The 23,378-nt window shown below is 69.2% G+C and carries 28 protein-coding genes; 19 read left to right on the top strand and 9 right to left on the bottom strand.

The features are described from left to right. Window positions 1–452: TerC family protein (locus DIE08_RS30070; protein ID WP_148096087.1), on the top strand; the 452-nt coding region annotated here is incomplete at its 5' end. Window positions 453–536: 84 nt separating this feature from the next. Next, the gene (locus DIE08_RS30075; protein WP_124626705.1) at window positions 537–839 is read left to right on the top strand and encodes a zf-TFIIB domain-containing protein; all 303 of its coding nucleotides are present in this window, start codon (window positions 537–539) and stop codon (window positions 837–839) included. Between the two features lie 113 nt (window positions 840–952). Here the strand turns inward: DIE08_RS30075 and DIE08_RS30080 are convergent, their stop codons facing one another. Both DIE08_RS30080 and DIE08_RS30085 read right to left on the bottom strand, forming a co-directional pair. Beyond that, window positions 953–1,375: an Hsp20/alpha crystallin family protein gene (locus DIE08_RS30080; RefSeq protein ID WP_059603522.1), complete on the bottom strand. Its 423-nt coding sequence runs from the start codon at window positions 1,373–1,375 to the stop codon at window positions 953–955. Window positions 1,376–1,402: 27 nt separating this feature from the next. Next, window positions 1,403–1,843: an Hsp20/alpha crystallin family protein gene (locus DIE08_RS30085; RefSeq protein WP_124905228.1), complete on the bottom strand. Its 441-nt coding sequence runs from the start codon at window positions 1,841–1,843 to the stop codon at window positions 1,403–1,405. Between the two features lie 241 nt (window positions 1,844–2,084). Between DIE08_RS30085 and DIE08_RS30090 the strand changes: the two genes are divergently transcribed. After that, window positions 2,085–3,002, top strand: a complete 918-nt coding sequence (locus DIE08_RS30090) for a 3-hydroxyacyl-CoA dehydrogenase NAD-binding domain-containing protein (RefSeq protein WP_124626701.1) — start codon at window positions 2,085–2,087, stop codon at window positions 3,000–3,002. Between the two features lie 28 nt (window positions 3,003–3,030). Here the strand turns inward: DIE08_RS30090 and DIE08_RS30095 are convergent, their stop codons facing one another. Together DIE08_RS30095 and DIE08_RS30100 are read right to left on the bottom strand one after the other, a co-directional pair. Beyond that, the gene (locus DIE08_RS30095; RefSeq protein WP_124626700.1) at window positions 3,031–3,312 is read right to left on the bottom strand and encodes a DUF4148 domain-containing protein; all 282 of its coding nucleotides are present in this window, start codon (window positions 3,310–3,312) and stop codon (window positions 3,031–3,033) included. A 170-nt stretch (window positions 3,313–3,482) separates the two neighbouring features. After that, window positions 3,483–4,331: a LysR substrate-binding domain-containing protein gene (locus DIE08_RS30100; protein WP_059683131.1), complete on the bottom strand. Its 849-nt coding sequence runs from the start codon at window positions 4,329–4,331 to the stop codon at window positions 3,483–3,485. A 329-nt stretch (window positions 4,332–4,660) separates the two neighbouring features. On the opposite strand from DIE08_RS30100, the gene madL reads away from it, so the two are divergent. From madL to DIE08_RS30155, 11 genes are all read left to right on the top strand, one after another. Then, window positions 4,661–5,056, top strand: a complete 396-nt coding sequence (gene madL / locus DIE08_RS30105) for a malonate transporter subunit MadL (protein ID WP_124905230.1) — start codon at window positions 4,661–4,663, stop codon at window positions 5,054–5,056. A gap of 11 nt (window positions 5,057–5,067) precedes the next feature. Further along, window positions 5,068–5,835, top strand: a complete 768-nt coding sequence (gene madM / locus DIE08_RS30110; protein ID WP_124626695.1) for a malonate transporter subunit MadM — start codon at window positions 5,068–5,070, stop codon at window positions 5,833–5,835. 130 nt (window positions 5,836–5,965) lie between these two features. After that, window positions 5,966–7,612 (top strand): malonate decarboxylase subunit alpha, encoded by a 1,647-nt coding sequence (gene mdcA, locus DIE08_RS30115; protein ID WP_059603540.1) that lies wholly within the window; start codon window positions 5,966–5,968, stop codon window positions 7,610–7,612. A gap of 10 nt (window positions 7,613–7,622) precedes the next feature. Next, on the top strand, window positions 7,623–7,937 hold the full coding sequence (gene mdcC, locus DIE08_RS30120; protein ID WP_059603544.1) for a malonate decarboxylase acyl carrier protein: 315 nt from the start codon (window positions 7,623–7,625) through the stop codon (window positions 7,935–7,937). Continuing rightward, entirely contained in the window at window positions 7,934–8,857 is a 924-nt protein-coding gene (locus DIE08_RS30125) for a biotin-independent malonate decarboxylase subunit beta (protein ID WP_124905232.1), read from the top strand. Before mdcC ends, DIE08_RS30125 begins: the two co-directional genes overlap by 4 nt. A 79-nt stretch (window positions 8,858–8,936) precedes the next feature. Then, window positions 8,937–9,644: a biotin-independent malonate decarboxylase subunit gamma gene (gene mdcE / locus DIE08_RS30130; protein ID WP_124905234.1), complete on the top strand. Its 708-nt coding sequence runs from the start codon at window positions 8,937–8,939 to the stop codon at window positions 9,642–9,644. Beyond that, window positions 9,631–10,299, top strand: coding sequence for a malonate decarboxylase holo-[acyl-carrier-protein] synthase (mdcG, locus tag DIE08_RS30135; RefSeq protein ID WP_124905236.1), 669 nt, complete (start codon window positions 9,631–9,633; stop codon window positions 10,297–10,299). Before mdcE ends, mdcG begins: the two co-directional genes overlap by 14 nt. Beyond that, complete coding sequence (gene mdcB / locus DIE08_RS30140) at window positions 10,296–11,162, top strand: triphosphoribosyl-dephospho-CoA synthase MdcB (protein ID WP_124905238.1); 867 nt, start codon at window positions 10,296–10,298, stop codon at window positions 11,160–11,162. Before mdcG ends, mdcB begins: the two co-directional genes overlap by 4 nt. Continuing rightward, window positions 11,159–12,091 (top strand): malonate decarboxylase subunit epsilon, encoded by a 933-nt coding sequence (gene mdcH / locus DIE08_RS30145; protein WP_124905240.1) that lies wholly within the window; start codon window positions 11,159–11,161, stop codon window positions 12,089–12,091. The genes mdcB and mdcH overlap by 4 nt, the downstream gene beginning before the upstream one ends. A gap of 150 nt (window positions 12,092–12,241) precedes the next feature. Next, window positions 12,242–12,763: a phospholipase D-like domain-containing protein gene (locus DIE08_RS30150; protein WP_124626683.1), complete on the top strand. Its 522-nt coding sequence runs from the start codon at window positions 12,242–12,244 to the stop codon at window positions 12,761–12,763. A gap of 175 nt (window positions 12,764–12,938) precedes the next feature. Then, entirely contained in the window at window positions 12,939–13,607 is a 669-nt protein-coding gene (locus DIE08_RS30155; RefSeq protein ID WP_124626713.1) for a phosphoribosyltransferase, read from the top strand. On the opposite strand, the gene phaZ is transcribed toward DIE08_RS30155, so the two are convergent. Beyond that, a complete protein-coding gene (phaZ, locus tag DIE08_RS30160) occupies window positions 13,594–14,817 on the bottom strand; it encodes a polyhydroxyalkanoate depolymerase (RefSeq protein WP_124905242.1) in 1,224 nt (407 codons plus the stop codon). The two genes, DIE08_RS30155 and phaZ, sit on opposite strands and share 14 nt — an antisense overlap. Window positions 14,818–14,964: 147 nt before the next feature. On the opposite strand from phaZ, the gene DIE08_RS30165 reads away from it, so the two are divergent. Both DIE08_RS30165 and DIE08_RS30170 read left to right on the top strand, forming a co-directional pair. Further along, window positions 14,965–15,594, top strand: coding sequence for a glutathione S-transferase (locus DIE08_RS30165; RefSeq protein WP_059603565.1), 630 nt, complete (start codon window positions 14,965–14,967; stop codon window positions 15,592–15,594). Window positions 15,595–15,935: 341 nt separating this feature from the next. Continuing rightward, window positions 15,936–16,133 carry a hypothetical protein gene (locus DIE08_RS30170; RefSeq protein WP_044844954.1) on the top strand — a complete coding sequence of 66 codons (198 nt, stop codon included), beginning with the start codon at window positions 15,936–15,938 and terminating at the stop codon, window positions 16,131–16,133. Between the two features lie 109 nt (window positions 16,134–16,242). On the opposite strand, the gene proP is transcribed toward DIE08_RS30170, so the two are convergent. After that, window positions 16,243–17,727 (bottom strand): glycine betaine/L-proline transporter ProP, encoded by a 1,485-nt coding sequence (gene proP, locus DIE08_RS30175; protein WP_124626679.1) that lies wholly within the window; start codon window positions 17,725–17,727, stop codon window positions 16,243–16,245. Between the two features lie 529 nt (window positions 17,728–18,256). Between proP and DIE08_RS30185 the strand changes: the two genes are divergently transcribed. Beyond that, window positions 18,257–18,589, top strand: coding sequence for a YnfA family protein (locus DIE08_RS30185; RefSeq protein ID WP_059603571.1), 333 nt, complete (start codon window positions 18,257–18,259; stop codon window positions 18,587–18,589). Window positions 18,590–18,623: 34 nt separating this feature from the next. Here the strand turns inward: DIE08_RS30185 and dnaQ are convergent, their stop codons facing one another. From dnaQ to DIE08_RS30200, 3 genes are read right to left on the bottom strand one after another with little or no spacing between them, the layout of a single operon-like run. Continuing rightward, window positions 18,624–19,367 carry a DNA polymerase III subunit epsilon gene (gene dnaQ, locus DIE08_RS30190; RefSeq protein ID WP_124905244.1) on the bottom strand — a complete coding sequence of 248 codons (744 nt, stop codon included), beginning with the start codon at window positions 19,365–19,367 and terminating at the stop codon, window positions 18,624–18,626. A 43-nt stretch (window positions 19,368–19,410) separates the two neighbouring features. Beyond that, a complete protein-coding gene (gene rnhA / locus DIE08_RS30195) occupies window positions 19,411–19,854 on the bottom strand; it encodes a ribonuclease HI (protein ID WP_059523484.1) in 444 nt (147 codons plus the stop codon). Beyond that, on the bottom strand, window positions 19,851–20,663 hold the full coding sequence (locus DIE08_RS30200; RefSeq protein ID WP_124626675.1) for a class I SAM-dependent methyltransferase: 813 nt from the start codon (window positions 20,661–20,663) through the stop codon (window positions 19,851–19,853). Before DIE08_RS30200 ends, rnhA begins: the two co-directional genes overlap by 4 nt. Window positions 20,664–20,681: 18 nt before the next feature. On the opposite strand from DIE08_RS30200, the gene gloB reads away from it, so the two are divergent. Both gloB and DIE08_RS30210 read left to right on the top strand, forming a co-directional pair. After that, entirely contained in the window at window positions 20,682–21,488 is an 807-nt protein-coding gene (gene gloB, locus DIE08_RS30205; RefSeq protein ID WP_124905246.1) for a hydroxyacylglutathione hydrolase, read from the top strand. A gap of 153 nt (window positions 21,489–21,641) precedes the next feature. Next, a complete protein-coding gene (locus DIE08_RS30210) occupies window positions 21,642–23,228 on the top strand; it encodes a transglycosylase SLT domain-containing protein (RefSeq protein WP_124905248.1) in 1,587 nt (528 codons plus the stop codon). The last annotated feature ends 150 nt before the right edge of the window (window positions 23,229–23,378 follow it).

A 23,378-nucleotide genomic window follows, 5' to 3' on the forward strand; every position in this document is an offset into this window, starting at 1 on the left:
TGTGGAAGGCGACCACCGAGATCCATCACCACGTGTCGCACGACGGTGAAGGCGCGGGCGGTGCCGGCGGCGCGGCCGGCCTGACGATGTGGGCCGCGATCGGCCAGATCGTGATGCTCGACATCGTGTTCTCGATCGACAGCATCGTGACCGCGATCGGCATGACCGAACACGTGCCGATCATGTTCGTCGCGGTGATCGTCGCGGTGAGCGTGATGCTGTTCGCCGCGCAGCCGCTCGCACGCTTCATCGACCGCAACCCGACCATCGTGATGCTCGCGCTGTCGTTCCTGGTCGTGATCGGCATGACGCTGATCGCCGAAGGGTTCGGTTCGCACGTGCCGAAGGGTTACATCTACGCGGCGATGGCGTTCTCGGCCTTCGTCGAAGGCATGAACATGCTGGCGCGGCGTGCGAAGGCGAAGCGCGCGGCACGCACGCAAGGTCACTGAGCCACCGCGCGTGACGCCGGCTGTGGCCGGCTCGCGCGCGTCACACGGAACCCGGACGACATTCGCCCGGAAAGGAGAGACGCGATGAAATGCCCTGTCTGCAAGACGCCCGACCTGCTGATGGCCGAGCGCCAGTCGATCGAGATCGACTACTGTCCCACCTGCCGCGGCGTGTGGCTCGATCGCGGCGAACTCGACAAGCTGATCGCCCGCGAAACCGATGACGCGCCGGCACGTCGCGACGCCGCGCCGGCGCCGTCCGATGCGCCCGCGCAGCGCGGTCGCGACGATGGCTGGGGGCGCGACGGACGCTCGCACGACGAGCGTTACCGGCACGACGGCCGGCGTCGCAAGAAGTCGGTGTTCGACCTGTTCGATTTCGATTGAAGCCGCCGGCAGCCGCCGCATGCCGCGCGTCGTGAAACAAGCCCCGCATAGGCGTTGCCTGGCGGGGCTTGTTCATCGTCGGTACGGCCTCGGGCAGTACCGGAGCGCGACGCTCATGCGTCGCCGGCTTTCACGTCGATACGGCGCGGGCGGGCTTCTTCGCGACGCGGAATCGTCAGCGTGAGCACGCCGTCGCGCAGGTTCGCGTCGATCCTCGACGTGTCGAGGTCCGCACTCAGCGCGAACGTGCGCACGAAGCGCGGCGCGCGAACTTCCGCATGCCGCACGCGCAACTCGGCCGGCGTGTCGATGCGCGCTTCGGCTTCGATCGTCAGCGTACTGTCGTGCACCTTCACGTCGAGGTTTTCCCGCGGCACGCCGGGCAGGTCGGCGCGCAGCGTGACGCACTGCGAATCTTCGACGATGTCGACGGCCGGCACGATCGCCGGCCGACGCGATGCGTCCTCGGCGGCGGCGGTAGCGCCAGCGGACGGGGTGCCGGGCTGGCGTTCGGTCAGGGTCTGGCTCGTATTCATGTCGTTCTCCTGAAGGTGATGCCGAGGTTACTGGACGGTGATGGCGCGCGGCTTCGATTCTTCGCGACGCCCGACGCGAATCAGCAGGCAGCCGTTTTGGTAGCGGGCGCTGACGTTGTCGGGATCGGCGTTCTGCGGCAGCTCGACCACGCGGCGGAACTTGCCGTGAAAGCGCTCATGCGCATAGGTGCGTACGTCGTCGCCGGCTTGCTGCGGCACGGGCTTGCGCTCGCCGCTGATCGTCAGCAGATCCTTGTCGATCGATACGTCGAAGTCCGCCGCGGCCATGCCGGGCGCGAACGCGACGATTTCGATCGTGTCGTCGGTGGCGCCGATGTTCAGCGCGGGGAACGCGCTCGGCCGGCCCTCGCGGATGCCGGTCGGAAGCCCGCCGAACAGGCCCGCCATCTGGCGCTGGACGCGGGCGAATTCGTCGAACAGGTCGTTGCCGAAATAGAGATCGCTCATGATGGTCCTCCTGCACGTGAACCGCGGAATACGCGACGGGCGCTGACGACAAGGTGCCGCGCGGTTTTCCGCGGGATTGAAACGGGGCGGTGCGCGATATCGGCACTGCCCGGCACCGCGTAATTAGAGGCCGTCGAAACGTATTTCAAGAGGGAAATCGCACGTTGCATCGCCGCAGCGCGACGCCGCGAATCGATGCGACAATCCCCGCGCATCAACTGACCACGGAGACGGGACGCACATGGACATTCAACGTATCGCGATCGTCGGCACCGGCGTGATCGGCGCGAGCTGGACGGCTTTCTATCTGACGCAGGGTTTCGACGTCGTCGCGACCGACCCGGCGCCGCAGGCCGACGTGCGGCTGCGCGACGCGCTGGCTGCGTTTCTCGGCGAGCGCGCCGCCGAACTTGCCGCGCGGCTGTCGTTCGATGCCGATCTCGGGCGTGCACTGGACGGTGTCGACTTCGTGCAGGAGAACGGCCCCGAGCGGCTCGACCTGAAGCGTGCGCTGTACCGGCAGATGGACGACGTGCTGCCCGCGCACGTGCCGATCGCGTCGAGCTCGTCGGGCCTGAAGATGTCCGATATCCAGACCGCGTGCGCGAAGCATCCGGAACGCTGCCTGATCGCGCACCCGTTCAATCCGCCGCACCTGATCCCGCTCGTCGAGCTGGTCGGCGGCGACGCGACCGACTCGAGCGTGATCGCGCGCGTGAAGGATTTCTACGACGCGCTCGGCAAGCAGACGATCGTGCTCAACAAGGAGATGACCGGCCACGTCGCGAACCGCCTCGCGGCCGCGCTGTTCCGCGAGGTGTATCACCTCGTCGGCGAAGGCGTCGTGAGCGTCGCCGATGCGGACAAGGCCGTCGCTTGGGGCCCGGGCTTGCGCTGGGGACTGATGGGGCAGTGCCTGACCTATCACCTCGGCGGCGGGGCGGGCGGGATCGCGCACTTTCTCGAACACCTGTCGGGGCCGATCACGAGCTGGTGGGACGACCTCGGCACGCCGTCGTTCGATCCGGCCGTCGATCGCAAGTTGAACGATGAACTGCGCGCGATCCAGGGTGACCATTCGATGCAGGAACTGGCGGCCGAGCGCGACCGGTTGCTCGTCGAGCTGATCGACGCGCGGCGCCGCAGCTTCCTGCCCTGATCCGGGCGCGCCGGCGCGGCTGCGCCGGCTATTGCTGCGACATCGCCTGGCGGGCTGGCGGCGTCTGGGCCAGCCAGGCGGGGCTCGCGGCCTGCACGAGTTCGCGGTTGCGCGCGCGCGTCGCCGCGTTCGGCGGGTAGTTGCCGTCGTTCGTCGGCAGTTCGCCGTCGAGATAGGCCTGCTTGAGCTGGTCGATGACTTCCGCGCGGGTCAGCCCCGGTGTGGGGGCCGACGCATCGGTCTGGGCAAAGGCGGGGGACAGCAGGGCGGCTGCAGCGGTCGCGACGGCGAATCGCAGGACGTTCTTCATGGTGGACTCCGATCAATGGGACGGGGTACCGGAGGCGCGCGGCGAGGTGCGATGCGTTCCGATGTGAGCCCATTGTCGCGAGCGGGTGCTGCGCGGACGATGACGCGTTCCGGGCAACGCTGTCAGGTGCGACGGACGCGCCCGGGTGCGGCCGGGCGCGCGGTGCCGCGCTACAGCTCGGCCGCCGCCGTGATCAGCGTGGCTTCGAGCGCGAGCGTCGAGCGCGACGCGGCCGCCGGGCGGTCGATCACGTATTCGAGTTCGCCGAGTTCGGGCAGCCCCGCGTCGAGCCGTGCGAGCCCGGCCGGGATCACGTAGCCGGCGAACGCGCTGACGCCGAGCCCCGCGCTCGCGGCGGCGCGCAGCACCGCGACGCTGCTGCTCACGACCGCGATCCGGTACGGCCGTCCGACCGCCTCGAGCGACTCGAGCACGCGGCGGCGCGATACGCTCGGCTCCGGATGCATCGCGAGCGGTAGCACGGCCTCGTGGCCGGTGATCCGCGAATCGGGGCCGGTGCACCAGTACAGCGGCTCGCTGCGGATCACGCGGCCGCGCCGGCTGCCGGCGATGCGTTTCGCGAACACCAGATCGTGCCGGCCTTCGTCGAGCGCGTCGAACAGGTCGCCCGACAGCCCCGTCGAGATCGCGAGCTCGACGTCCGGATTGCGCTGCACGAAGCTCGCGAGCGCGGCCGTCAGGTGCGCGGACGCGAAATCCTCCGACATCGCGAGCCGCACCTTGCCCGACAGCGGCGGCCCGCACACCGACGTGACGGCTTCGTCCATCAGTTCGAGGATGCGCACCGCGTAGCGGAACAGCGCGTCGCCGTGCTGCGACAGGTGCACGTTGCGCGTGTCGCGCTCGAACAGCGGCCGGTCGAGCAGCTCCTCGAGGCGGCGGATGTGCTGGCTGACGGTCGACTGCGACAGGCTCACGCGCTCGGACGCGGCGGTGAAGCTGCCGGACTGGGCGACGGCAACGAAGCTGCGCAGCAGCTCAGGCGGTAACGGGCGCATTGCTAAATCCACTGAATCGGTTTCGACAACTTCATAAATGGCCGGATGATGCGGCGCTAGTATCGGATCACGCGCCGGTGCGGCCTCTGCGACCGGGGGCCACCAGACGCGTAGCCCGTGTCGCGCCGCCGGCTGCATCGGTCAGTCTAAGCCATCCGGCGTCCGGCCCGAAACCGCATCATCCCATCGACCCCGAGAACGTGCTCGCACGACGAGCCGCCGGGCCGCGGCGCACCGCCGCAGGAGACAGACAGTCCGCCCGGGATCGGCGTGCGGGCCTGACTCCCGCACGCGTTCGGCGCCCGTCACGAAGAGACTGGAGACGACTCATGATCATCTACGGAACCGCGCTGCTGGCGTTCTGCCACCTGGCCGGACTGTTCCTTGGCGACCTGCTTGGCACCGCGATCGGCGTGAAAACCAACGTCGGCGGCGTCGGCATCGCGATGCTGCTGCTGATCTGCCTGCGCCTGTGGCTGCATCGCCGTGGCTGGCTGCCGAAGGAGACCGAGGCCGGCGTCGGTTTCTGGGGCGCGATGTACATCCCGGTGGTCGTCGCGATGGCCGCGAACCAGAACGTCGTCGCCGCGCTCAAGGGCGGCCCCGTCGCGCTGCTGGCCGCCATTGGCGCGGTCGCGATCTGCGCATGCTGCATCGCGATACTCGTGCGCACCGGGCGCGACGACACGGCCTTCGCGGGCGTGCCGCAATTCGAAGAACAGTGACGGAGGCCACCATGTTGCAGATGCTCGAAAAAACCGTCGCCCACAACGGGCTCGTCGCATCGTTCGCGCTGGTCGGCCTGATCATGTGGCTGTCGTCGATCGCGTCGCGCAAGCTCACGTTCGGCCGCGTGCACGGCTCCGCGATCGCGATCGTGATCGGCCTCGTGCTCGCCTATGTCGGCGGCGCATTCACCGGTGGCGAGAAGGGGCTGGCCGACGTCAAGCTGTTCGCAGGTATCGGCCTGATGGGCGGTGCGATGCTGCGCGATTTCGCGATCGTCGCGACCGCGTTCGAAGTGCAGCCGGCCGAGGCGCGCAAGGCCGGCCTCGTCGGCGTCGTGTCGCTGCTGCTCGGCACCGTGCTGCCGTTCATCGTCGGCGCGTGCATCGCGCGCGCGTTCGGCTATACCGACGCGGTCAGCATGACGACGATCGGCGCGGGCGCCGTCACCTACATCGTCGGGCCCGTCACGGGCGCGGCGATCGGTGCGAGCTCCGACGTGATCGCGCTCAGCATCGCGACCGGGCTCGTGAAAGCGATCATCGTGATGGTCGGCACGCCGGTCGCGGCCAGCTTCATGGGCCTGAAGACGCCGCGCTCCGCGATGATCTTCGGCGGCCTGGCCGGCACCGTGAGCGGCGTGAGTGCGGGGCTTGCCGCGACCGACCGCCGGCTCGTGCCGTATGGCGCGCTGGTCGCGACGTTCCATACCGGCGTCGGCTGCCTGCTCGGGCCGTCGGTGCTGTTCTTCACGACGCGCGCGCTGGTCGGCGCGTGACCGCACATGGCCCGTCGCGCGCGGGCCGCATCCATCGCGGCGTCCTCTGAGTCGCATTCGTCAACATCATCAATCGGCGGCGGCGCCAGGCTTAGAATGCCGCTGAACCATCGAAGCGGGAGAACTGTTCATGACGGGATGGAATCACGCGCGGCAGGCGCGCGATGCACGCCTCGCGGCCGGCGCAGCCTTCGCGCAGGGCAAGCGGGTCGATGCGCGCGACACCGTCGCGTTGCTCGAAGCAGTGCTGCGGCCCGGCGACCGCGTGTGCCTCGAAGGCGACAACCAGAAGCAGGCCGACCTGCTCGCGACGGCGCTCGCCGACGTCGACAGCGCGAAGATCCACGACCTGCACATGGTGCAGTCGGGCGTCGTGCTGCCCGAGCATCTCGACGTGTTCGAGCGCGGTATCGCGAAGCGGCTCGACTTCGCGTATTCGGGCCCGCAGTCGCAGCGGATCGCGAAGCTGCTGTTCGGCGGCAAGATCGCGCTTGGCGCGGTGCACACGTATCTCGAACTGTTCGCGCGCTACTTCATCGACCTCACGCCGCATGTCGCGCTGATCGCGGCGGTCAGCGCCGACGCCGACGGCAATCTCTATACCGGCCCGAACACGGAAGACACGCCGACCGTCGTCGAGGCCACCGCGTTCAAGGACGGCATCGTGATCGCGCAGGTCGACCGGATCGTCGACAAGGTGCCGCGCGTCGACATCCCGGGCGACCGCGTGCATTTCGTCGTCGAGGCCGGCCGGCCGTTCTACGTCGAGCCGCTGTTCACGCGCGACCCGGCCGCGATCACCGAGACACAGATCCTGACCGCGATGCTCGCGATCAAGGGCATCTACGAACCGTACGGGATCAAGCGCCTGAATCACGGGATCGGCTTCAACACGGCCGCGATCGAGCTGCTGCTGCCGACCTACGGCGCGAAGCTCGGGCTGAAGGGCAAGGTCTGCACGCACTGGGCGCTCAATCCGCACCCGACGCTGATTCCCGCGATCGAATCGGGCTGGGTCGAGCAGATCCACTGCTTCGGCTCCGAAGTCGGGATGGACGACTACATCCGCGCGCGCTCCGACGTGTGGTTCACGGGCCCGGACGGCTCGCTGCGCTCGAACCGTGCGTTCTGCCAGACCGCCGGCCTTTACGCGTGCGACATGTTCATCGGCTCGACGCTGCAGATCGACCTGTCCGGCCATTCGTCGACGGTCACCGCCGAGCGGATCGCCGGTTTCGGCGGCGCGCCGAACATGGGCAGCGACGCGCGCGGCCGGCGCCACCCGAGCGAGCCGTGGCTGAAGGCCGGCGCGGAAGCCGACCCGGACACGCCGGCGGCGCTCAGGCGCGGCCGCAAGCTGGTCGTGCAGATCGGCGAGACCTTCGGCGACAAGAACGTGCCGATGTTCGTCGAGAAGCTCGATGCGCTGAAGCTCGCCGACAAGCTGCAGCTCGACCTCGCACCGATCATGGTCTACGGCGACGACGTCACGCACATCGTCACCGAGGAAGGGATCGCGAACCTGCTGATGTGCCGCGACAAGGACGAACGCGAGCATGCGATCCGCGGCGTGGCCGGCTACACGGAAGTCGGCCGCGGCCGCGACCGCAGGATGGTCGAGCGCCTGCGCGAGCGCGGCGTGATCCGCCGCCCGGAAGATCTCGGCATCGATCCGCTCGACGCCGACCGCCGCTGGCTCGCCGCGCGCTCGATCAAGGATCTCGTGCACTGGTCGGGCGGCCTGTATGCGCCGCCGGCCCGGTTCCGCAACTGGTGAGGAAGAGGGCATGGAACAGTTGAACTATCGCTTCACCGCGCGCGGGCGTGCGCGGGGCGAACTGGCCACCGCGCTCGTTGGCGTGGTCGCGTCCGGCAATCTCGAGGTGCTCGTCGAGCGCGTGCTGCCGGGCAACGAATGCGAGATCGACATCCGCACTGCGGCGGTTGGTTTCGGCGCGGTGTGGCAGGCGGTGGTGTCGGATTTCGTCGAACGGCGCGCGCCGGGCGGCCTGAAGCTGTCGATCAACGACGGCGGCGCGCGGCCGGACATGGTGTCGCTGCGGCTCGCGCAAGCCGTGCGCGCGATCGAGGGGGACGCATGATGACCGACGCGATCCACGACGCACCCGCGTTCGTCGCGAACGCCGCGAGCTGGTACGAAGCGTCGGCGCGCCAGCGCGTCGACGGACTGCTCGACGCGGGCAGCTTCACGGAATTTCTCGGGCCGGGCGAGCGTGTGACGAGCCCGCACTTGCCGCTGTTCGACCTGCCGCAGCAGTTCGACGACGGGATGGTGGTCGGCCATGGCCGGCTCGGCGGCCAGCCGGTGTTCGTCGCCGCGCAGGAGGGCCGCTTCATGGGCGGTGCGTTCGGCGAAGTGCACGGCGCGAAGCTCACCGGGTTGCTGCGCGCCGCGCGCGACGTCGGCAAGCCGGTGCTGATCCTGTTCGACACCGGCGGCGTGCGGCTGCAGGAAGCGAATGCGGGCGAGCTCGCAATCGCCGAGATCATGCGTGCGCTCGTCGAGGCGCGCGCGGCGGGCGTGCCGGTGATCGGGCTGATCGGCGGGCGCGCGGGCTGCTACGGCGGCGGCGGGCTGCTCGCCGCGTGCTGCTCGGCGCTCGCGGTGTCCGAGCAGGGGCGCATCAGCGTGTCGGGGCCCGAGGTGATCGAGACCAACCGCGGTGTCGAGGAATTCGACGCGAAGGACCGCGCGCTGATCTGGCGCACGATGGGCGGCAAGCACCGTCGGCTGATCGGCAGCGCGGATCGCTATGTGGCCGATACACCCGATGCGTTTCGCGCGGCCGCGCTCGACCTGATCGGCCGTGCGCCGACATTCGATGCGGCGATGCTGCGTGCGGAGCAGGCGCGGCTCGAAGCGCGCGTCGAGCGGTTCGGCACGTGCAGGGATGCGCTCGACGTGTGGCGCGCGCTCGGCGCGAGCGAGCCGGAAGCGATTCCCGGCATGTCCGACGATGAATTCGCGAAGCTCGCCGATCAACTGCAGGAGCAGAAATGACACGACCCCCACGCTCACTTGGTTCGCTGCCCCCCGAGGGGGCGCCTGCCTCCCTTGGGGTGGCCCGGCGGGAGGCAGCATGACGCTCGATGAAGTTCTGAATTCGCTGTTTCCCGAAGGCCATTCGATCAAGCGAAACGGCGGCCTGCTGACGGGCCACGCTGAACTGACCGGCACGCGCGTCGACGTGATCGGCGTCGCCGATCGCTTGCCGTTCGGCATCGACGAAGCCATCACGCTCGCATCGCACGTGCTCGACACGATCGAGCGTGGCGGCGTCACGCCGATTCTCGTGCTCGTCGACAGCGACAGCCAGCGGATGAGCAAGCGCGACGAACTGCTCGGCCTGAACGAAGGGCTGTCGCATCTCGCGAAATGCCTGATGCATGCGGAGCTTGCCGGGCACCGGACGATCGGCCTGCTGTACGGCCATGCGGCCGCGGGCGCGTTCATCGCGACCGCGCTCGCGACACGCACGCTGCTCGGAGTGCCGGGTGCCGAGCCCGAGGTGATGGACCTGCCGTCGATGTCGCGCGTGACGAAGCTGCCGATCGACGTGCTGAAGGCAATGGCACGCTCGACGCCGGTGTTCGCGCCGGGGCTCGACAATCTCGTGAAGATGGGCGCCGTCGACGCCGTGCTCGATCCAGCCCGCGCGCTCGACGCGCAGGTCGGCGAATGGCTCGGCAAGCCGGCCGATCGCACCGATGGTCGTGCGGCGCGCGGCCGGCCGGTCGCGGCCGATGTCGCGCGGCGCGTCGAGGCACTCGCGCGTGCCGCACGCTGACACGCCGCCGCGACGCCACACGCTCGTCACGCTGACGGCGGCCGGGTGGCGCGCGGCATGCGCGCGCGATCCCGCGCTGGCGGCCGATCCGCTCGTGCACGCGTGGGCCGCGCGCGGCTGGCCGACGATCGTGCGCCGCGCGTCGCCCGACGAGGCCGATGCGCGGCGCGTGCCGCTCGGCTTGCCGCTGCCGCCTTCCGCGGGCAAACGGCGCATCGCACTGAGCGTCGCCGCCGACGCGGTGGAGTCGGTCGGCCCGCTGCCCACGCTGGCCGACGTGCTGGCCGCTGCGCCCGACGCATGGCACGCGACGCTGCGCGAGCTGGATGCGCTTGGCGCGCGCTGCGGCGTGCAGGGTCGCGTGTTCGGCAGCCTCGCGTGGCAGGCGCTGACGGGCGAGCGCTATCTGAGCGCGTCCTCCGATCTCGACATCGTGTTCCCGCTGCCGGACGCCGCATCGCTCGCGGCGCTGCTCGACGGCCTGGCGGCACTCGACGCGCGCGCGCCGATGCACATCGACGGCGAACTGCTGCGCGACGACGGCGCGGGCGCGAACTGGCGCGAATTGCATGCGCGGCTGCCTGAAGTCGCGGTCAAGACGGCGATCGCCGTCGAACTGATGTCCGCCGACGCATTCACGGGAGGCACGCGATGAGTGCATGGGCCGCCCGCCGGGCGGCGGCGCCGTCCGAGGCCGAGCGCATCGCCGAACTCGCCGAGCGCAGCCTCGTGCTCGAGATCGAGACATATCCGAAACCGGGCCTCGTCAGTCACGTCGACACCGGCAGCCATGCGGACATGGACGCTGCGACGTTCGCGCGCAGCGCGGCCGTGCTGCGGCCGTACTTCGCGGAACTCGCCGACGCCGGCGCGCGTGACGCGGATATGGCCGTGCTGCGCAAGATCGGGCTGCGCGCGGAACACGCGATGCTCGCGGCGACCGGCGGCGTCAACACGCATCGCGGCGCGATTTTCGGGCTCGGGTTGCTGTGCGCGGCCGCCGGGCGCCGCACGGTGCCCGGCACGGCGGCCCGCACGATGACGCTCGGCGCGTTCGTCGCGCAGCGGTGGGGCACCGAGATTCTCGGCGGCCCGCGGCTGCCCGACAGTCACGGCGAGCGCGCGAGCCGCCGCTACGGCGTGGGCGGCGCGCGGCGCGAGGCGGCCGACGGGTTCGCGACCGTGTACGGCGTCGGATTGCCGGCGCTGCGCCGCGCGCAGCGCCGCGTGCCGGACGATCCGGAGGCCGCGCGCGTCGACGCATGCTTCGCGCTGATCGCCGCGCTCGACGATACGAATCTGCTGCACCGGGGTGGGCCGGCCGGCCTCGATTTCGCGCGGGCCACGGCACGCGCATTCGTCGCCCGCGGCGGCATACGCGCTCGCGACTGGCGATTGCGCGCGGCCGCCGCGCACCGCGCGTTCGTCGCACGCCGGCTGAGCCCGGGCGGCGCGGCCGACCTGCTGGCGATGAGCGTGTTCGTCGACGCACTCGAAGCGGCCGAGGAGGGGGGATGACGCTGGCGATCCTGTGTTCGGGGCAAGGCGCGCAGCGGGCGGACATGTTCGAGTTGACCGGCGCCGCGCCACAGGCTGATACGCTGTTCGAGCATGCGGGCCGGCTCCTTGGCGACGATCCGCGCGACTGGGTGCGGCATGCCCGACCGGACGCGCTGCGCGAGAACCGCGCCGCGCAGATCCTTTGCACGGTGCAGGCGCTCGCGGCGGCCGCGTTGCTCGACGCGGTGTGGCCGCGCAGGCGCTGTGTCGCGGGTTACAGCGTCGGCGAAGTCGCGTCGTGGAGCGTCGCGGGGATGATCGATCCGCACGATGCGCTGGATCTGGCCGACGCGCGCGCGCGCGCAATGGACGCCGCGAGCGGCGGCGACGAACGGATGGCGTTCGTGCGCGGGCTGACGCGCGCGCAGCTCACGCAACTGTGCGACGGTCGCGATGCGGCGATCGCGATCGCCAATCCGGGCGACGCATTCGTGGTGGCCGGGCGGCAGGCCGACGTTGCCGCGGTGGCCGACGACGCGGCACGCGACGGTGCGCTGCGCGTCGCGCCCGTGTGCGTACGGATCGCGTCGCACACGCGCTGGCTCGCGTCGGCGGTGCCCGCGTTTCGCGCGTCGCTGGCTGGCGTGAACGTGCGCCGGCCGTTGCCCGGTACGCGGCTGTTTTCGGGGATCGACGGCGCGTCGGTGCTCGATGTCGGCACGGGGCTGGACAAGCTCGCGCGGCAGATCGCGGAGCCGGTCGAGTGGGCGGCCTGCCTGGCCGCGTGCGTCGAGGCCGGCGCGACCGCGTTTCTCGAACTTGGCCCGGGCCGAGCCTTGGCCGAGATGGCGGGCGGCGCTTATCCGGCACTGCCGGCACGCAGCGTCGCGGATTTCCGTTCGGTCGACGGTATCGCGAACTGGCTCGCGCGCGTCGCGCCCGGCTGACGGGCGGCGCGCGAGCGGCCCGGAAACGCCGGGAAATCCCGGCGAGATCGATTCCGGAACCGGCCCGCCAGGTGGTGGTTGCGCACCGGGTGTTGCGCCGGCGCAGCAGCGTCGCAGCAGGCGCTTGCCACGCGAATTGGCGTCGCTACAATGGCGCCCGCCATGAGACCAGCCGCCTTCCTCCTCGCCGTGCTTTGCTGCGCGGCGACCGCCCACGCCAGCCCGATTCCGTCCGATGCCGCATCGGTCGGCACGTACTTTTCGTATGACAATGCGGCGGCCGACGCGACCGTCGACCTGATCGGACAGGCGCAGCGCCGCGTGCTGCTGGCCGGCTACGCGTACGTGCCGCCCGCGGTCGCGGCGGCGTTGCGCGACGCGCGTTCGCGCGGGATCGAAGTGCGGGTCGTGCTGGTGCGTTCGCCGCGTGCGGGCAAGTACAGCGGCGCGGGTTATCTGAAATCGGCAGGCATCGACGTCGCGATCGATTCGCGGCACGGCGATCCCGCGCCGCGCTTCGTGATCGTCGACGACAGCGTCGCGCTGACGACGCTGTCCGACGGCGCGCCCGCGCACGCGGAAACGGTGAACGTGTTCCAGCGCGCACCGGAGCTCGCGCAGTCGTACGCGCAGTCGTTCTGGCGGCTGTACCGGCAGGCCGGCGGGCTCTGAGCGCCTGACGGCGGACCCGCCCGGGCAAACGCCACCCATCCTTTTCCCGCCGTAATCCGCATGCCGCGCGCGCCGGTATGACCCCGCTTGCATCGGCGCGTCCGATGAACCATGCTCGTTGAACAGGGTGCCGGTGCGCGCGTCGCGCATCCGGCGCAACGGGCAGGGAACCATCGTGATCGAATGTTTTGCCGATCGTGCCGACGCGGGGCGCCGGCTTGCGCATGCGCTGCAGGACTATGCGGGGCGTCGCGACGTCGTCGTACTCGCGCTGCCGCGTGGCGGCGTGCCGGTCGCATTCCCGGTCGCGCAGGCGCTGCGCGCGCCGCTCGACGTGCTGGTGGTGCGCAAGCTCGGCATGCCGTCCGATCCGGAATTCGCGATCGGCGCGATCGCGACCGGCGGAGCGATCCACCTGCAGCATTCGGCGATCCGCGCGATGGGCGTGACCGATGCCCAACTGGCCGACGTGATCGCGCGCGAGACAGCCGAACTGCAGCGCCGCGAAGCGCTGTATCGCGGCGCCCGGCCGCCGCTGCCGGTCGACGGCCGGATCGCGATCGTCGTCGACGATGGCGTTGCGACCGGCGCGTCGATGCGCGTTGCGCTGCAGGCGCTGCGCGAACGCCATCCCGCGCGCATCGTGGCCGCCGCACCCGTCGCGCCGGGCGGTGCCCGGCACGCGTTCGACGATCTGGCCGACGCGTTCGTGACGGTGTTGCAGCCGCTGTCGTTCCTCGGAATCAGCCAGTTCTACGCGCGTTTCGACCAGACCGGGGACGACGAGGTGCGTGCGCTCCTCGACGCGGCCCGCGCGCCTGACGACGACATCACGTCCGCCTGATACGGCGCCGGCGCGATCCCGGGCGAGCGGCTTCGGCCTGCACGAATACGCGCTGCAGCGCCGGATGGACTTCGCCGTGCCAGCGCGCGCCCGTGAACAACCCGTAATGATCGCAATCGTCGACATCGAGGCGCTGGCGCTCGCCGGCCTTGAGGCCGCGACACATGGCCAGCGCTGCATGCGTCTGGCCGATGCCCGTGACGGCGTCGCATCCGCCTTCGACCGTCAGCAGCGCGACGCCGCGCAGCGCGGCCGGCTCGACGCGCTGCCCGCCGACGTCCCACGTGCCGTTCGCGAGGCACATTCGCTGAAACACGATATCGACGGTATCCAGGAAGTATTCGGCCGGCATGTCGAGCAGCGCCGTGTATTCGCGCAGCGCACGCCGCGCGTCCGCCAGCGCCGTCAGGTCGAAATGCGACGCCGCGCGCGCGTAGTCCTCGATCAGCGTCAGAAAGCGCTGCGGATACAGCAGCGCGATCTCGCCTTGCTGAAGATAGGTCGGGAACACGTGCCGGCCGCGGCCGGGGAAGCGGGGCGGCACAATGTCGATCAGGTGGCGGCGGCACCACGCGAGCGATCGGGACGCGGCGGTCGTGCCGAGCGTGGTCGGGTTGACGCGCGCGTCGAGCGGCCCGCCGATCAGCGTGATGCTCGCGGGCGGTGCGAGGCCGCGAGCGGCGCGCAGCGCAAGTGCGCCGAGCGCGGGAACGGTGGCCTGGCACACGGCGACGACGTGCAGCGGTCGCTCGTCGCGGGCGAGCGCGTCGACGAAGCCGTCGAGCGTCGCCACGTATTCGTCGAGCCCGAAGCGACCGGCCGCGAGCGGGACGTCGCGCGCATTGACCCAGTCGGTCACGCAGACGTCGCCGTCCGCGAGCAGCGCCTCGACGGTCTCCCGCATCATCACGGCCGCATGTCCGGCGAGCGGTGCGCACAGCAGCACCGTGCGCCGCGCTGCGTCGCGCGCGAAGCGTCGCAACTGGCAGAACGGCGTGCGCGCGACGATCCGCTCGTCGATCGCCGGGCGCCGGATCTCGAATCGCGGCGGCCCGGCGGCGGGTCCGAGGAGCGGCTCGAACAGGTCGTCGTAGCACGACGACGCGGCGTGCGCCAGCGTCGCGGCGGGCCATGCGTCGAACGCCTGGCGCGTCGCCGCGCGCCAGGCGCGCATCCATTCCCGCTGCTGCTCGACGACGGTGTACCACATGGCGAACCTTGGGGCGGAGGGGGCGTGAATCTGCATTATGGTCACTCTGGCCGCGCAGCGGGTGTCGGAAACGCGAACAGGCCCTAGGCGGCGACGCACGGCGCTGCTACAGTCGTCGGTCCCATTCCCTCAAGCGGAGCGTTCGCGATGAAGCTGATCGGCATGCTGGATTCCCCGTTCGTGCGCCGTGCCGCCATTTCGGCGAAGCTGCTCGACCTGCCGTTCGAACACGAGTCGATCTCGGTGTTCCGTCAGTTCGACCGGTTCCAGACATTCAACCCGGTCGTGAAGGCGCCGACCCTCGTGACCGACGACGGTGCGACGCTGATCGATTCGTCGCTGATCGTCGACTATCTCGACCATCGCGTCGCGCCCGAGCGGCGCCTGCTGCCCGACGCCGCCGACGCGCGGCTGCGCACGCTCGTGCCGGTCGGATTCGCGCTGGCAGCGGCGGAGAAGACCGTGCAGGTGGTGTATGAGCACGCGCTGCGGCCAGCCGAGAAGCAGCACGCGCCATGGCTCGAGCGCGTGCTGGGCCAGATCGAGGCCGCGTATGGCGAGCTCGAGCCGCTCGTCGCGGCCGCGAACGGCTGGCTCGGCGGCGCGCGCCTGCTGCAGTCCGATGTGACCGTCGCCGTCGCGTGGCGTTTCACGCAATTCATGACCGCCGATTACCCGGCGCTCGCACGGATCGATCCGGCCCGTTATCCGGCACTCGCCGCGCATTCGGCGCGGGCGGAAGCGCTGCCGGCGTTTGTCGAGACGCCGCTCGACTGAAGCCGGCGGCTGTCGCGTCGGCACGGGAGCGAGGGCGGTGGGCGACGCGACCGGCGTGCGGTCCCGCCGGGACTCGTGCCGGCTTCCGGCACGGATCGACCCGGCCGCTATCGGCCGTCCGGTCGCCCGTTTTCGCCCGGCGCGGCGTCCGCAAGACGCCGCCGCGCACCCTCCGTCTGGCGCTGCCGAACCATCCGCCGCCGCCCGCTCGGCCCCGTGCGCCAAAGGCCCGGCCGATTGTTCTCCGTCACTGACAAGTGACTTCGCATTCGCGCTGTTTATCCGGTTGCGGCCGATCCCTAGAATCCACTCCATCGAATAAGCATTGCCTGATGGAGCCGATGATGAGAGCGCTGATCGAATCGAGTCTGTACCACCCGTCCGTCGTGTTGCCGCTTGCCGCGCTGACGCAGCTGATGGTCGAGCGCGATTTCAATCTCGGCCAGGTCGGCCTGATCGTCGCGGCGCGCGGTGCGCAGGCTGCGGTGTCGCGTTCGCGGGCGCTGATCTTCTGCCGCCACTGCGAAGCGCACGCATGATCGCGCAGCCACCCAACAGATGAAAAAAAGCCCGGCCGGCGCAAGCCGGTCGGGCGGATCGGATTCGATCGGGCCCCGGCTTTTGCCGGGGCTTTTTCTTGGGCGATGCTCAGGCGCGTACAGTCGACACGACGCCGTAAATCTCCGCATCGTCGTCCTCGCGCATCTGGCGCACCAGCTGGTGCGCCTCGCGGCGCGTCGCGACGGCCGGCGGCGAGCCCTTGAGCGGCTGGCGCGCGGTTTCGGCAAGCGCGACGACCGACACGATGCCGATCACGGCGGCGCCCATCATGTAGTACGCGGGCATCATCAGGTTATGGGTCACGTCGACGAGCCACGCGGTGACGAGCGGCGTCGTGCCGCCGAACAGCGACACCGAGACGTTGAAGCCGATCGCGAGCGCGCCGTAGCGGATCTCGGTCGGGAACAGCGCCGGCAGTGCCGACGGCATCACACCGGTGAAGCACGACAGCAGCACGCCGAGGATCAGCAGGCCGCCGAACACCGACGCGGTGGTGCCCGCATGGATCAGCATCATCGACGGGATCGACAGCACGAGCAGGCCGACGCAGCCGGCCAGCATCACGGGCTTGCGGCCGATCCTGTCCGACAGGCGGCCGGCGGCGAGCGTCAGCGGCATCATCAGCACCATCACGATCAGCACCAGCACGAGGCTGTGCGATTCGTCGAAGTGCAGCGTCGACGACATGAAGCTCGGCAGGTACGACAGCACCATGTAGTCGGTCACGTTGAAGATCAGCACGAGGCCGACGCAGAGCAGCAGCGCACGCCAGTTGCGCATCAGCGTTTCGCGGAAGCGCGCCTTCGGCACGGCCTTGTCCTGCGCTTCGCGCTCTTCGGCCTGGCGCTTGAACGCCGGCGTTTCCTCGAGCTTCATCCGGATGTAGAGGCCGATCAGGCCGAGCGGGCCGGCGATCAGGAACGGCACGCGCCAGCCCCACGACAGCAGTGCCTCCTGCGACAGCGACGCGGTCAGCAGCGCGACGACACCCGCACCCATCACATAGCCGATCAGCGTGCCGAACTCGAGGAAGCTGCCCATGAAGCCGCGGCGCTTGTCGGTCGAGAATTCGGCGATGAAGGTGGCGGCGCCGCCGTATTCGCCGCCGGTCGAGAAGCCCTGCACGAGGCGGGCGACGAGCAGCAGTATCGGCGCCATGATGCCGATCGACGCGTAGCTGGGGATCAGGCCGATCGCGAAGGTGCCGACGGCCATCATGATCATGGTGGCGGCGAGCACGCGCTGGCGGCCGATGCGGTCGCCGAGCGGGCCGAACACCATGCCGCCGAGCGGACGTACGAGGAATGCGGCCGCGAACGTGCCGAAGGTCGCGAGCAACTGCGCGGACGGGCTGCTGGAGGGGAAGAACACCTTGCCGAGCGTGACGGCGATATAGCTGTAGACACCGAAGTCGAACCATTCCATCGCATTGCCGATGGCCATCGCGCTGACGGCGCGCTTGAGCAGGCTCTGGTCGACGACGGTAATGTCGTCCGCGGCCAGTGGGGCCTCGCCGGACGACGTCGAGGAAGAAGCAGCGGTCGGGCTGACGTGTGTTGCGGTCAAGGTCATGCACTCCTTTGACTGCGCCGGAACGGGCGGGCCGTCCGACACGGTTTGCCGGCGAGCGCGATGTCGCGTGCTGCGCGTCGGGGCAGGCCATTTAAGCGCTTACTGCACATGAGGCGGTAAAGGGCCGGAAGGGACTGCTTCGACGCGGGCCCGATGGGCCGTCGCGACTGTGCGCTCATGAAGAATGGGCCGCGTGATGCAAGCGGCAGATGCCGGTGCGGACGGTGTCCGGCGTTCCGGCAAGCGCCCCGGAGGGGCAACGAAACGAGAAAAGCGGGCCTGTCGGGCGGGCTTTCCTGTGGATGCAATTTCGGTCGAAGCACCGGCCCGCAACGCGCGGACGGACTTCTTTCGAAATCGAATAGACAGATATTGAATGTTGAAACAGGCGACATGATAGCACGATGGCAGACGATCGTGCAAATTGCCCGGAATCCCCCGTCTGGCGGCGGTTCCGCCCGGGTCGCCTCCGGTATGATCGGCGGCGCGCGGCCCACCGGGCGGGTGGGGCGAATCTGCGAGGAAACGGATGACCGAACTGATCAGGATTGCGGCGCTGTTCGCCGTCACTGCACTGGCGGAAATCGTCGGCTGCTACCTGCCTTGGCTCGTGCTGAAGGGCGGCCGGCCCGTGTGGCTGCTGGTACCGGCAGCGCTGTCGCTCGCGTTGTTCGCGTGGCTGCTGACGCTGCATCCGAGCGCGGCGGGGCGCACCTATGCGGCGTACGGCGGCGTGTATATCGCGGTGGCGCTGATCTGGCTGCGGGTGGTCGACGGCATCGCGCTGTCCCGCTGGGATGTGGCTGGCGCGGTGCTTGCGCTCGGCGGGATGACCATCATCGCGCTGCAGCCGCGCGCGTGAGCGCGGCTGCAGGCGTCGGTCGGGAGATGCTGCGTCAGGCGGCTTTGGCGGCTTCGCCAGCATCCGTGTCGGCGGACTTGCGCCACACGCAGGTTCCCTTGACCGACTTGTCGAGTTCGTCGAGTTGGGTCTGGTGGGCGGCGAGTTCGTCGTCGCTCGCTGAGAGAACCGGCAGGTCGAGCGACGCGAGCGACACGCGCTGGCCGTTCGCGGCGCCACCGGCGGCGCCTGCATCGTCGAGCATGTCGATCACGAGGCTGTCCTGGCCGCGCGTCATCGCGAGATAGACTTCGGCGAGCAGTTCCGAGTCGAGCAGTGCGCCGTGCAGCGTACGGTGCGCGTTGCTAATGCCGAACCGGTCGCACAGCGCGTCGAGCGAATTGCGCTTGCCGGGAAACATCTGCTTGGCCTGCACCAGCGTGTCGATCACGCCGCTGCAATGCTCGCTGAACGGCGGCAGGTCGAGCCGGGCGAATTCGGCGTCGAGGAACCCGAGGTCGAACGGCGCGTTGTGGATGATCAGCTCGGCGTCCTTCACGAAGTCGCGGATCTGGTCGACGACTTCCGCGAACTTCGGCTTGTCGCTCAGGAATTCGGTCGTGAGGCCGTGCACGGCCAGTGCGCCCGGATCGCTGTCGCGCTCGGGGTTCACGTAGATGTGCAGGTTGTTGCCGGTGAGCCGCCGGTTCAGCAGCTCGACGCAGCCGATTTCGATCAGGCGGTCGCCCGTGCGGGGATTCAGGCCGGTGGTTTCGGTATCGAGAATGATCTGGCGCATGTCGGATAAATCGGGAAAGACAGTAGGGTTGGGTGGCCTGCGTTCAGGCCACGAGCGATTCGACACCGCGATTCGCGAGCGCGTCCGCGCGTTCGTTTTCGGGGTGGCCCGCGTGGCCCTTCACCCAGCGCCACTCGACCTCGTGCTGCGCGACGAGCGCGTCGAGGCGCTTCCACAGGTCGGCGTTCTTCACGGGGGTTTTCGCCGCGGTGACCCAGCCCTTCTTCTTCCAGCCGTGGATCCACTCGCTGATGCCTTTCTGCACGTATTGCGAGTCGGTATGGACGATCACGCGGCACGGCCGTTTCAGCGCCTCGAGCGCGGCGATCACGCCCATCAGTTCCATGCGGTTGTTGGTCGTGTCGGGCTCGCCGCCGAACAGCTCCTTTTCGCGGTCGCCGTAGCGCAGCAGTGCGCCCCAGCCGCCGGGGCCAGGGTTGCCCTTGCAGGCGCCGTCGGTATAGATGTCGATGGTGTCGGTGGTCATGAGTGTTCTTGATGGGTGGTCGGGGTGGCCGCCGGCGTGAGGCCCGGCGCGAGCACGGGCTTCTTCATCTTGATCGGGCCGACGAGGCGCATGCCGCGCACGCGCTTGACGGCCGTGACCATGTAGACAGCGCCGAAGATTGGCCACCAGCGGTCGCCGGCGGCTTCCATGAAGCCGTAGCGGGTAAGCCATTTGTCGGTGACGAGCGGCGGCCGGTAGCAGCCGAAGCGGCCGCGCTCGAGATCGAAGCCGAGCAGCTTGATCCAGTCCTTGAGCCGGATGAACGCGATCTGGTCACGCGCGGCCGGCACGAACGGACGGTTCGCCATGCGTCCGAACGATTGCCGCATGCCCCACAGGCTCAACGAATTGAAGCCGGTGATCACGAGCTGGCCTTCCGGCATCAGCACGCGCTCGGCTTCGCGCAGCAGGCGGTGAGGGTCGGACGTGAATTCAAGCGTGTGCGGCATCACGATCAGGTCGACGCTCTGCGACTCGAACGGCAGGTCGAGCAGGTCGCACCACGTGGTGCTGCGACCGGCCGGCGCGTGTTCGGGCGCGTGCGCCTCGCGCGCCCACGGATACTGGTAGGGCGCGCTCGCGCCGCTTGCCGGGTCGAGCACGAGGCCGCGATACGGCATGCGGTTCTCGCGCAGCGCATCGAGCTGCGGCAGGCCGAGCTGCAGCGCGTGAAACCCGAAGACGTCGGACACGATCCGGTCGAGCTGCGCTTGCTCCCAGTCCAGCACATAGCGGCCGGGCGGCGAGTCGGTCCAGGCGGGCCAGTCTATAATTTGACGATCGGACATAACGATGATTGCGCGCCCATGAACGAGCTGGAATACGTGCCGGTTCCGGCATTCGAAGACAACTATATCTGGCTCGTCTCGGACGGCCGCGATGCGATCGCCGTCGATCCGGGTGAAGCCGCGCCCGTACGCCGTGTTCTTGCCGAACGCGGCTGGCGGTTGACCGCTATTTTACTCACGCACCATCACGCCGACCATGTCGGCGGTGTCGCCGCGCTGCGCGATGGCCAACCGGACGATGTGCCACTGGTCGTCTTCGGCCCGGCGGCCGAGGCGATCGGCGTGGTCATGCGGCCGCTCGCGGGCGGCGATCGCGTGACGCTCGACGCACCGGCGCTCACGTTCGACGTGCTCGACGTGCCGGGGCATACGCGCGGTCACATCGCCTATTTCCAGGCGACCGGGCAGGGCGCCGCCACCCCTCATGTGTTCTGCGGCGACACGCTGTTCTCGTGCGGCTGCGGTCGCCTGTTCGAAGGCACGCCGGCGCAGATGCTGGCGTCGCTCGACGCGCTCGCGGCGCTGCCCGGCGACACCCGCGTGCATTGCGCACACGAATATACGCTGTCGAACATCCGCTTCGCGCTCGCGTGCGAACCGGGCAATGCGGCGCTCGCCGCCTGGCGCGACGAAGCGCAGGCGCTGCGCGCGCGCGGCGTGCCGACGCTGCCCACTACGATCGCGCACGAACGCGCCGTCAACCCGTTCATGCGGTCGGACAGCGCGGCCATCCATGCGACGCTTGAGGCCGAGCTGCACGAAACCGTGCCGGATCGCCTGGCGGCATTCACGCTGATGCGCGAGTGGAAAAACCGGTTCCGATGACGATTTCCGGAGGACTCCAAAAAGCTCAGGCAGAGCCTGTAAAAATTGCTCCAACTGTAGGATTTGGCTGAGTTTTCGGTGTTTTTATTGACGTGAAGCACGCACTTCCGTAGTATCGCCAGCAATTTCCAGCCGTCGGAAGCCGAGATTTTCATGCGACTTATATTGAGTGCGATGGTGGTCCTGCTGCTCGCCGCTTGTGCGAGCCAGGCTCCTGTCGCCAACAACGCCGCCGATTCGCAGGCAGCGTCCAACTACCTCCGTAAATCAGCCACCGCCAAAGAAACTGTCGACGTCGACAAGCAATCCGTCGGCGACCTGACCAGTGCAGATTCCGATCTTTGGGGCCGTATCCGTCGCGGCTTCCAGATGCCCGACCTGCAGAGCGACCTCGTCGACATGCAGACGACCTGGTACACGCAGCGTCCCGATTACGTGCAGCGCATGACCGAGCGCTCGCAGAAGTATCTGTATCACATCGTCGAAGAGCTCGAGGCGCGCCATATGCCGACCGAGCTCGCGCTGCTGCCGTTCATCGAATCCGCGTTCAATCCGCAGGCGCTGTCGGTCGCGAAGGCGGCAGGCATGTGGCAGTTCATGCCGGGCACGGGCCGCACGTACAACCTGAAGCGCAACATGTGGCAGGACGAGCGCCGCGACGTGCTCGCGTCGACGAGCGCCGCGCTCGACTACCTGTCGCGCCTGCATGACATGTTCGGCGACTGGTATCTGGCGCTGGCCGCGTACAACTGGGGCGAGGGCAACGTGCAGCGTGCGATTGCACGCAACCAGGCGGCCGGTCTGCCGACCGACTACCAGAGCCTGCGGATGCCGAACGAGACGCGCAACTACGTGCCGAAGCTGCAGGCGGTGAAGAACATCATCGCGAATCCGCAGCAGTTCGGCCTGACGCTGCCGGAGATCCCGAACCACCCGTATTTCGTGACGGTCACGACGTCGCGCGACATCGACGTGGCGGTGGCCGCGAAGCTCGCGAACCTGTCGCTCGACGAGTTCCGTTCGCTGAACCCGTCGTTCTCGAAGCCGGTGATCCTCGGCGCGACCGAGCCGCAGATCCTGCTGCCGTTCGACAACGCGTCAGCGTTCGAGAAGAACCTGAAGGCTTACAACGGCCAGTTGTCGACGTGGACCACCTATACGGTCAGCGAGCGCGCGCGTCCGGCCGCGATCGCCGAGAAGATCGGTGTCGACGCCGATACGCTGATGTCGGTCAACAAGATTCCCGCCGGCATGCGCCTGAAGCCGGGCTCGACGATCGTCGTGCCGCGCGGCGATGACGACGACGAGGACATCAGCGCGGACGTTGCGGAAAACGGCGTACTCGCGATGGAGCCCGACGTACCCGACACGCGCAAGATGCTGATCCGCGTGCGCCGCAAGCAGTCGATGGCGGCGATCGCCGGCCGCTACGGCGTGTCGGTCGGCCAGCTGAAGGCATGGAACCGCACGCATCGCGATCTCGCGATGCCGGGCCAGGCGATCGTGCTGCACGTGCCGGTCGGCCGCGCGGTGCCGGCCGAGCCGGGTCCGGAGCGGATCGCGACGTCGACCTCCGGCGCGCATATCGAGCGCGCGAGCCTGTCCGTCGGCGGCAAGTCGCGCGGCGCGAAGCGCGGTGCCGCGAAGCCGGCGGCTCGCGCGACGAAGGCTGCTCCCGCGAAGGCGGCGCCGGCCAAGGCAGCGCCGAAGGCCGCTGCAAGCAAGGGCAAGAAGAAGTAACGCGGTCGCGACCGCGGCGCGGCGGTCCGGCCGGACCGTGCGTTTGCGTTATCATCCGATGAAACACGAAGCAACGCCGTCACCAAGGTGACGGCGTTTTCGTTTGTGCGCGGCAGCGGGGTCGCTGCTTCGCGGGGCCGGGATCGGATC

The sequence above is a fragment of the Burkholderia sp. Bp9004 genome (genome assembly GCF_003858025.1).
In the GTDB taxonomy this organism is placed as follows: Bacteria; Pseudomonadota; Gammaproteobacteria; order Burkholderiales; family Burkholderiaceae; genus Burkholderia; species Burkholderia diffusa.